General features: G+C 65.9%; 8 protein-coding genes. 5 read left to right on the top strand and 3 right to left on the bottom strand.

Annotated features, from left to right (window positions below):
* The first annotated feature begins 105 nt into the window (after nt 1-105).
* The 4 genes from leuB to ACIPIA_RS06605 all read left to right on the top strand — a co-directional run bounded on the left by leuB (nt 106) and on the right by ACIPIA_RS06605 (nt 3,603).
* Nucleotides 106-1,215, top strand: coding sequence for a 3-isopropylmalate dehydrogenase (leuB, locus tag ACIPIA_RS06620; RefSeq protein ID WP_400507846.1), 1,110 nt, complete (start codon nt 106-108; stop codon nt 1,213-1,215).
* Nucleotides 1,216-1,321: 106 nt separating this feature from the next.
* Nucleotides 1,322-2,260 carry a protein-methionine-sulfoxide reductase catalytic subunit MsrP gene (gene msrP / locus ACIPIA_RS06615; RefSeq protein ID WP_400507844.1) on the top strand — a complete coding sequence of 313 codons (939 nt, stop codon included), beginning with the start codon at nt 1,322-1,324 and terminating at the stop codon, nt 2,258-2,260.
* Between the two features lie 89 nt (nt 2,261-2,349).
* Nucleotides 2,350-2,922: a methylated-DNA--[protein]-cysteine S-methyltransferase gene (locus ACIPIA_RS06610; protein WP_400507842.1), complete on the top strand. Its 573-nt coding sequence runs from the start codon at nt 2,350-2,352 to the stop codon at nt 2,920-2,922.
* A gap of 129 nt (nt 2,923-3,051) precedes the next feature.
* Complete coding sequence (locus tag ACIPIA_RS06605) at nt 3,052-3,603, top strand: NADPH-dependent FMN reductase (protein ID WP_400507840.1); 552 nt, start codon at nt 3,052-3,054, stop codon at nt 3,601-3,603.
* Nucleotides 3,604-4,172: 569 nt separating this feature from the next.
* On the opposite strand, the gene ACIPIA_RS06600 is transcribed toward ACIPIA_RS06605, so the two are convergent.
* The 3 genes from ACIPIA_RS06600 to ACIPIA_RS06590 form a co-directional block, all read right to left on the bottom strand.
* A complete protein-coding gene (locus ACIPIA_RS06600) occupies nt 4,173-5,063 on the bottom strand; it encodes a LysR family transcriptional regulator (protein ID WP_400507838.1) in 891 nt (296 codons plus the stop codon).
* 144 nt (nt 5,064-5,207) lie between these two features.
* Nucleotides 5,208-6,173 (bottom strand): thioredoxin-disulfide reductase, encoded by a 966-nt coding sequence (trxB, locus tag ACIPIA_RS06595; protein WP_400507836.1) that lies wholly within the window; start codon nt 6,171-6,173, stop codon nt 5,208-5,210.
* Nucleotides 6,174-6,259: 86 nt separating this feature from the next.
* Nucleotides 6,260-7,249, bottom strand: coding sequence for a mitochondrial fission ELM1 family protein (locus ACIPIA_RS06590; protein WP_400507834.1), 990 nt, complete (start codon nt 7,247-7,249; stop codon nt 6,260-6,262).
* A 98-nt stretch (nt 7,250-7,347) separates the two neighbouring features.
* Here ACIPIA_RS06590 and ACIPIA_RS06585 point away from each other — a divergent pair, with 98 nt between their 5' ends.
* Nucleotides 7,348-7,812, top strand: coding sequence for an Lrp/AsnC family transcriptional regulator (locus ACIPIA_RS06585; protein ID WP_400507832.1), 465 nt, complete (start codon nt 7,348-7,350; stop codon nt 7,810-7,812).
* Nucleotides 7,813-7,918 lie beyond the last annotated feature (106 nt).

The raw sequence follows: 7,918 nt of genomic DNA, 5'->3' as shown, positions 1-7,918 counted from the left end.
CCCGGCCCGACGCAGGGCAGGGCCGCGTCACGGCGCTTGCGCCGGTGACCTCGCGCCCGTAATCACCGCGCCAACGCAAACACGCGACAAGGCGAGGCAACGACCATGGCAACCCACAAGCTCCTGCTGCTCCCCGGCGACGGCATCGGCCCCGAGGTGATGGGCCAGGTCGAGCAGATCGTCTCCTGGTTCGGCAAGCAGGGCCTCGCCTCCTTCGAGATCGAGAAGGGCCTCGTCGGCGGCGCCGCCTATGACGTGCACAAGGCCGCGATCTCCGAAGGCGACATGAAGCTCGCCCAGGACGCCGACGCCGTGCTCTTCGGTGCGGTCGGCGGCGCCAAGTGGGCGGACGTGCCTTATCAGCATCGCCCGGAGGCCGGCCTGCTGCGCCTGCGCAAGGAACTCGGCCTGTTCGCCAACCTGCGCCCGGCTATCTGCTATCCGGCCCTGGCCTCGGCCTCCTCGCTCAAGCCGGAGGTCGTCGAAGGCCTCGACATCCTGATCGTGCGCGAGCTCACCGGCGGCGTCTATTTCGGTGAGCCGAAGGAGATCGTCACGCTGGAGGACGGCTCCAAGCGCGGCGTCGACACGCAGCTCTACACGACGCCGGAAATCGAGCGGATCTGCCGCGTCGCCTTCGAGCTGGCGCGCACCCGCCGCAACAAGGTCTCCTCGGCCGAAAAGCACAACGTCATGAAGACGGGCGTGCTCTGGAAGCAGACGGTCACCGCCCTGCACGCCGCCGAGTACAAGGATGTCGAGCTCGAGCACGTGCTGGCCGACAATTGCGCGATGCAGCTCGTGCGCTGGCCGAAGCAGTACGACGTCATCGTCTGCGACAACCTGTTCGGCGATATCCTCTCCGACGTCGCGGCGATGCTGACCGGATCGCTCGGCATGCTGCCATCCGCCTCGCTCGGCGCCGAAGACCCGGCCACCGGCAAGCGCAAGGCGCTCTACGAGCCCGTTCACGGCTCGGCCCCGGACATCGCCGGCAAGGGCCTCGCCAATCCGATCGCGATGATCGGCTCCTTCGCCATGGCGCTGCGCTACTCGTTCGGCGCGGGCGAGGCTGCGGACCGCCTCGAGGGCGCGATTTCCGACGTGCTCGGCTCCGGCACCCGCACCAAGGACATCGCCGCACCGGGCGCCAACGCCGTCTCGACCAGCGAGATGGGCGCCGCGATCATCAAGGCGCTCGAAGCGCGCGGCTGATATGCGAGATCCGAGAGAGGCGTCCGGCGCGCCTCTCTCCCTCGTGAATTGCGGTGCTTCCGCTTTCGTGGCCTAACGGCGGCCAACGAAACGGAGTGTGTCCGTCATGCTGATCAAGCGCCGCGCCGGCTGGGAAATGCCGGAAAGGGAAGCCACGCCGGAGGGCGTGTTCCTCAATCGTCGTCAGTTGATCGGCGCAGGCCTGATCGCCGCTGCCGGCCTGCCGCAGGCTGCAGCCGCGCAGACGCCCGATCTGTATCCCGCCAGGCGCAACGAGGCCTACAAGCTCGACGTGCCGCTGACGGCCGAGGACGACGCGGCGAACTACAACAATTTCTATGAGTTCGGCATGTCGAAGGACATTGTCGATGCCTCGCGCCGGCTGGCGACCAAGCCCTGGACCGTGCAGGTCGAGGGGCTCGTCGAGAAGCCCTTCGAGATCGACTTCGACGAGCTCCTGCGGAAGCTGCCGCTGGAAGAGCGGCTCTACCGTTTCCGTTGCGTCGAGGCCTGGGCGATGGCGGTGCCGTGGACGGGCATTCCGCTCAAGTCATTCGTGGCGCTGGCGAAGCCGCTCTCGGGCGCGAAGTACATCCGCTTCGAGACCTTCCTCAATCCGCGAGTCGCGCCGGGGCAGGGGCAGCGCTGGTATCCCTGGCCTTATACCGAGGGGCTGACCATCGCGGAGGCGACGAACGAGTTGCCGCTGCTCGTCACCGGAATCTACGGCAAGCCGCTGCCGACGCAGCATGGTGCGCCGATCCGCCTGATCACGCCGTGGAAATACGGCTTCAAGTCGGTGAAATCCATCCGCAAGATCAGCTTCGTCGCCGAACGGCCCAAGACCTTCTGGGAGGGGCTGCAGGCGTCCGAATACGGCTTCTGGGCCAATGTGAACCCGGCGGTGCCGCATCCCCGCTGGAGCCAGGCGAGCGAGCAGGTGCTGGGTTCGCGCGATCGCCGCCCGACGCTGATCTACAACGGCTATGGCGAGCAGGTCGCCGGACTCTACAAGGGGCTGGAGGGCGAGCGCCTGTTCATGTGAGGGCGTTGCTGCCAGCTTTCGGGTGCCCTCGCTGCCAGAGCGCATGCTAGACCGGTCCGGCCCATGCAACTGCACCGAGAGATCGAAGGATGGCCATCCAGCATTTCCATCTGTTCGACACCGCGATCGGCACCTGTGCACTGATCTGGGAGAGCGAGCGCTTCATCGGCGCGCAATTGCCGGAGCGTGACGAGGAGACGGCGCGCCGGCGACTGGCGCGGCGTTTTCCCGACGCGCAGGAGGGGGAGGCGACTGGCTTCGTCGCCGAAGCCGTGGCCGGCATCCGTGCCTTGTTCGACGGCGAGAAGCGGAACCTGTCGGATCTCCCGGTGGCGTTGGAGACCGTCGCCGACTTCAACCGCAAGGTCTACGAGGTCGCACTCTCGATACCGCCCGGCGAAACGCTGACCTATGGCGAGGTGGCGCAGCGCATCGGCGATCCCGGTGCGGCGCGAGCGGTCGGCGTGGCGCTCGGCCAGAACCCCTGGCCGATCATCGTGCCCTGCCATCGCGTGCTCGCGGCCGGGGGCAAGACCGGTGGCTTCTCGGCGGATGGCGGCGTCGAGACCAAGCTCAGGATCCTGACGATCGAGAAGGCGCGCACCAGCGCAGAACCCAGCCTGTTCGACGCACTGCCGCTGGCAGCGCGGCCGCGGCACTGACGTTCGAAGCGCGCCGACAGGCGCGAGGCGCTTGAATGGCTGCAATGACGCTCTTGCAGAACCGCGGCTTGCACGCGGTTCGCGGGGCCGACTACTGTCGCGCACTTCCGCCTACCAACGAGGAATATCATGGCCAAGTTGAAGCTCGCCGTCGTCGTCGGCAGCACGCGCCGCGACTCGATCAACCGCAAGCTGGCTGAGGCTCTGGCCAAACTCGGCGCCGATGCTTTCGAGCCCTCCTTCGTCCGGATCGACGATCTCCCCCTGTTCAACCAGGACCTCGAAGGCGACCGTCCCGAGCCGACGCTGCGGCTGAAGCGCGAGATCGAAGCGGCCGATGCCATCCTGATCGTCACGCCCGAGCACAATCGTTCGATCCCCGCCGCGCTGAAGAACGCGATCGACTGGGCCTCGCGGCCCTACGGCAAGAATTCCTGGGCGGGCAAGGCTGTCGCCGTGACCGGCACCAGCGGTGGCGCCGTCGGTACCGCCGTCGCCCAGAACGAGCTGCGCATGATCATGACGAATCTCGCTGGTGTCGTGGTCGGCGGGCAGGTCTTCATCACCTTCAATGAAGAGCTGATCGACGCCAACCATGAGATCACCAACGAGGGCACGCGCAGCTTCCTGCAGGGCTTCCTCGACAACTTCGCCAAGATCGCCGGCAAGCTGGCCGCCTGAACGGCGACAGCTCTGGATTGGCCAGGAGGCATCGCTTCGGCGGTGCCTTTTCTTTTTGGAGAGTGTTGACGTCCGCAGGCGCAGCTGCAGCCACCTTGAACAAAAAAAGAGCCGGCGTCCCCGAGGGGAGCCGGCTTTAAAAGTTTGAAACATCTGGCGAAACGCCAAACATCTCAGAGGGGAACGGCTGAAACGAACTCAACGCCGGGAGGAGATTGCGGAGCCCGTTCCGAACAACCGTGAGCACAATATCGACCATCACCTGCCGTTTTGCAATGCAGCATAGTTTGGGTCCGCCATGCGCTATCTGCATGCGATAGTGGCAAATGGTACGAATTTGAGCCTAAATGATTGAGAAATATGCATTCATTGCAGGTTTGGCTGGCCGGAAGGTACAATTTCAGGTCGTTCAGCCGAGCATTTTCGCTCTTTAGGCGGCTTGCTGCCTCTCGGTTGTGCGGATTTGCGCATGGATGGCGTCGTCTTGGTCACAAAACTGCCAGAATTGAAAAAGGGCGCCAGAGGCGCCCCATTCAACTGATCACAGGAAGAAAAAGGCTGACCCCAGGTCAGTAAGTCCAGCGCTGAGCTTTCTGGATCAGGAAATCACGGAAGACCTGAACGCGGGCAACGGACTTCATTTCTTCCGGATAAACCAGATAGCTCTCGAGCTGCGGCATCTCGGTCTCGCGCATGAGCTGCACGAGCGGCGAGCCGGTCTCGATGAGATAGTCGGGCAGCACGGCGATGCCGGCGCCCGAATCCACCGCCCGCTTCATCGCGGTGATGTTGTTCACGGTCAGATGGATCGGCCGCGGGTTGCGCTGGTCGCGCCCCATCGTCCCCAGCCAGTGCACCGAAGTCAGGTAGGACGGCGAGCTGCCGCCGAAGGACAGGATCCGGTGGTTGTCGAGGTCGTCATAGCTCTTCGGCTCGCCGAAGCGCTTCACATAGGCCGGCGAAGCGTAGACGTGGAAGTGCACCGTGAAGAGCTTGCGCTGGATCAGGTCCGGCTGCTGCGGCTGGCGCAGGCGGATTGCGATGTCGGCCTCGCGCATCGACAGGTCGAGTTCCTCATCGGTGAGGATGAGCTCGACCCGGATGTCCGGATACAGATCCATGAACTCGGCGAGGCGCGGGGTCAGCCAATGGCCGCCCAGGCCGCGCGTGGCGGTGACCTTGAGCTCACCGGAGGGGTGCTCGCGCGTCTCCGAGAGCTGCGAGCGCGTGCGCTCCAGCCGCTGCGTCATCTCGCGCGCAGCGCGCCAGAGCAGTTCGCCCTGCTCGGTGAGGATGAGGCCTCGCGTGTGCCGGTGGAACAGCGGTGCACGCAGCTCCCGCTCGAGCGCGCCGATCTGCCGGCTGACGGCCGATTGACTCAAGCCGAGAACATCGCCAGCTTTCGTAAAACTGCCTGACTCCGCGACCGTATAAAATATTCTGATGCGGTCCCAATCCACCGCGCTTCCCCCGCTATGCGTTTTATGCATGATGGGGGATAAATACCTTGTGCGTCAATGTCTGTGTGACAAATGACACCCATTATCCGTACTTAATCTGGTGACTAATCCCATCAGCTTCAGTGATGAGTGCGGAAAAAGCGGCTATTCAGCCGCCTCCCGCTGGTCGAGTTCGCTTGCGGCGAGCCAGCGCTCGGCGTCCAGCGCAGCCATGCAGCCGAGGCCGGCGGCCGTGACGGCCTGGCGATAGTGCTCGTCGGTGACGTCGCCGGCGGCGAAGACGCCCGGGACGTTCGTGCGAGTCGTGCCGGGTTCGACATCGATATAGCCGGATTCACGCATGGTGACCTGATCGGCGAAAAGCTCGGTCGCGGGCTTGTGGCCGATGGCGATGAAGACGCCGTCCGCCTTGAGCTCGCTCGCGGTTCCCGTCTTGGTGTTGGTCAGGCGCAGATGCGTGACGTTGGGCGGCTGCGTGCCGCCACAGATCTCGGCGACGGCGCTGTCCCAGACGACCTCGATCTTCGGGTGCTTGAACAGGCGCTCCTGCATCACGCGCTCGGCGCGCAGGTGGTCCCGGCGATGTACCAGCGTGACCTTGCTCGCGAGATTGGCGAGGTAGAGCGCTTCCTCGACAGCGGTGTTTCCGCCGCCCACGACCACGACCTCCTTGTTACGGAAGAAGAAGCCGTCGCAGGTGGCGCAGGCCGAGACGCCGAAGCCCTGGAAGGTTTGCTCGGAAGGCAGGCCGAGCCATTTCGCCTGGGCCCCTGTGGCGATGATCAGCGCATCGCAGGAATAGGTCTCGCCGCCATCGCCCCAGAGCCGGAACGGGCGCTGCGAGAGATCGACGCGGGCGATGTGGTCGGAGACCATCTTCGTCCCCATGTGCTCGGCCTGGGCGCGCATCTGCTCCATCAGCCACGGACCCTGGATCACGTCGGCGAAGCCGGGATAGTTCTCCACATCGGTGGTGATCATCAGCTGGCCGCCGGCCTGCAGGCCGGAGATCAGCACCGGCTCCAGCATGGCGCGGGCGGCGTAGATGGCAGCGGTGTAACCGGCAGGGCCGGAGCCGATGATCATGACGCGGGCGTGAGTATGGGCCATCGTCTCAATTCCTCTCCTGCGGCGGACACCGCAGCTTCGATCCCGTCAGATACGGCGGCGCGGCGCCGAAACAAGAGCCTGTGGCTTCACGCTGCGCCGAGCCCGAGAGCGGTTCGATGGCGCAGCCAGCCCTGCCTTATCGCATCGGCTATGACGGGCGTTGAGTCTATCGGCTCGTAGCCCTCGCCTTCAAGGCGTCCACAGAAGCGATGCACAACGCCTTCACGCTCCAGCGCCTCGATCAGCGCCGTGATCTTGGGATGGCCGCCCTGCGGCTCGAACACCAGGATCGGCGCCCCCGACGCCGTGGCCTCCCCGATCATGTTCGTGGAGTCGGCGGTGGCGACGATGGCATCGGCATTGGCGAGGAGCGCGAGATAGGGGTTCTCGCCCGAACCGTTCCACCACCAGCCGCCATGGCGAGCGAAGACGGCCGAGATGGCGTCGGCAAGGGCGGGAGAGGTGCGTCGGGAGGGCGACCCCATCAGGGCGGCGCCGGACCGTGCGAGTTCCTCGAGCTTGCCCGCAAAGCGCTCGATGTCGGCGGGGCTGAAGCGATGGTGGCGGCTGTCGCCGCCGGCCAGCACGGCGATCCGCGGCCCGGACAGGCCGGCGATGGGGGCCGGCGGGTTCGCGCGCGCCTCGGCGAGCTTCTGCGGGGTCAGGCGGTGAGGCGAGGTGGTGGTGACCAGCACGTTGTCGCCGCGCAGCCGGTCGTGCCGACTGACCCAGATCAGGTCGGCGGTGCCCGGCCCGGTGCGGGGGTCCTTGAGGAAGACGGTGTAGGTCGCGCCGTTGGACAACCTGCGGAGGGTCCGCAGATAGGCGACGGCGCGGCGGCCGGAGGCGATCGCGATATCGGGGAAGGGTGGAGCGAGCGGACTGCCCGGCCGGTCCGGAGCCTCGCGCGGATCGATCGGGCCGCGCGGCATCAGCCAGCTCCATGGCCCTCGCGGCTTCACGCGGCGGATTTCGGGAGCGGGGCTCAGCCGTTCGGCGACGCCGAGGCACTGGAACTCGTCGCCGGCCTTGCCGTCGGTCAGGACCCAGACTGTCGGCGTCGGATTTTCGTGCATGGCTCTCTGCGTTTGCGGCATGCGCCTTGTATCGCCTGCCGCCGCCGTCTACACCAGCCCGGCTTTTCTTTGAGGATACTTTGCCTCCGGGGATCTTTGTGCGTCCGAAACTCGACGATATCGACCTGCGCATCCTGCGCGAGCTCCAGGCCGATGGGCGCATGACCAATGTCGAGCTCGCCAGCCGCGTCGGCATCTCGCCGCCGCCCTGCCTGCGGCGTGTGCGGGCGCTGGAGGAGGCGGGGCTGATCCGCGGCTACCATGCCGATCTCGACGAGCGGAAGCTTGGCTACGAGGTCGTCTGCTTCGCCTTCGTCCACCTGGCGAGCCAGGCCGAGGCCGATCTGGCCGCCTTCCAGCACCGGATTCGCGAATGGGCCACGGTGCGCGAGTGCTGGACGCTCTCCGGCGATATCGACTTCGCGCTGAAATGCGTGGCGCCGGACCTCAAGGCGTTCCAGGATTTCGTGGCCGAACTCACGGCCATGCCGAACGTGCGCAACGTCCGCACCGCGCTCGCCCTCGACCGGGTCAAGGACGAGCCGATCGTGCCGTTCGGCTGAGTGCTCAGCCGAAGTAGCGCTTGATCCAGTAGGCATTGTTGCGGGCGAGGGCCCTCAGCCGGCGCTGGTCGACATCCGGCCGATACCAGGCGCCCGCGCCGCCGGA

Origin of the sequence: Allobosea sp. CER48 (genome assembly GCF_044752385.1) — a bacterium.
Lineage (GTDB): Bacteria > Pseudomonadota > Alphaproteobacteria > Rhizobiales > Beijerinckiaceae > Allobosea.
The sequence above is the reverse complement of the archived record's forward strand: the minus strand, read 5'-3'. Positions and strand labels throughout refer to the sequence as shown.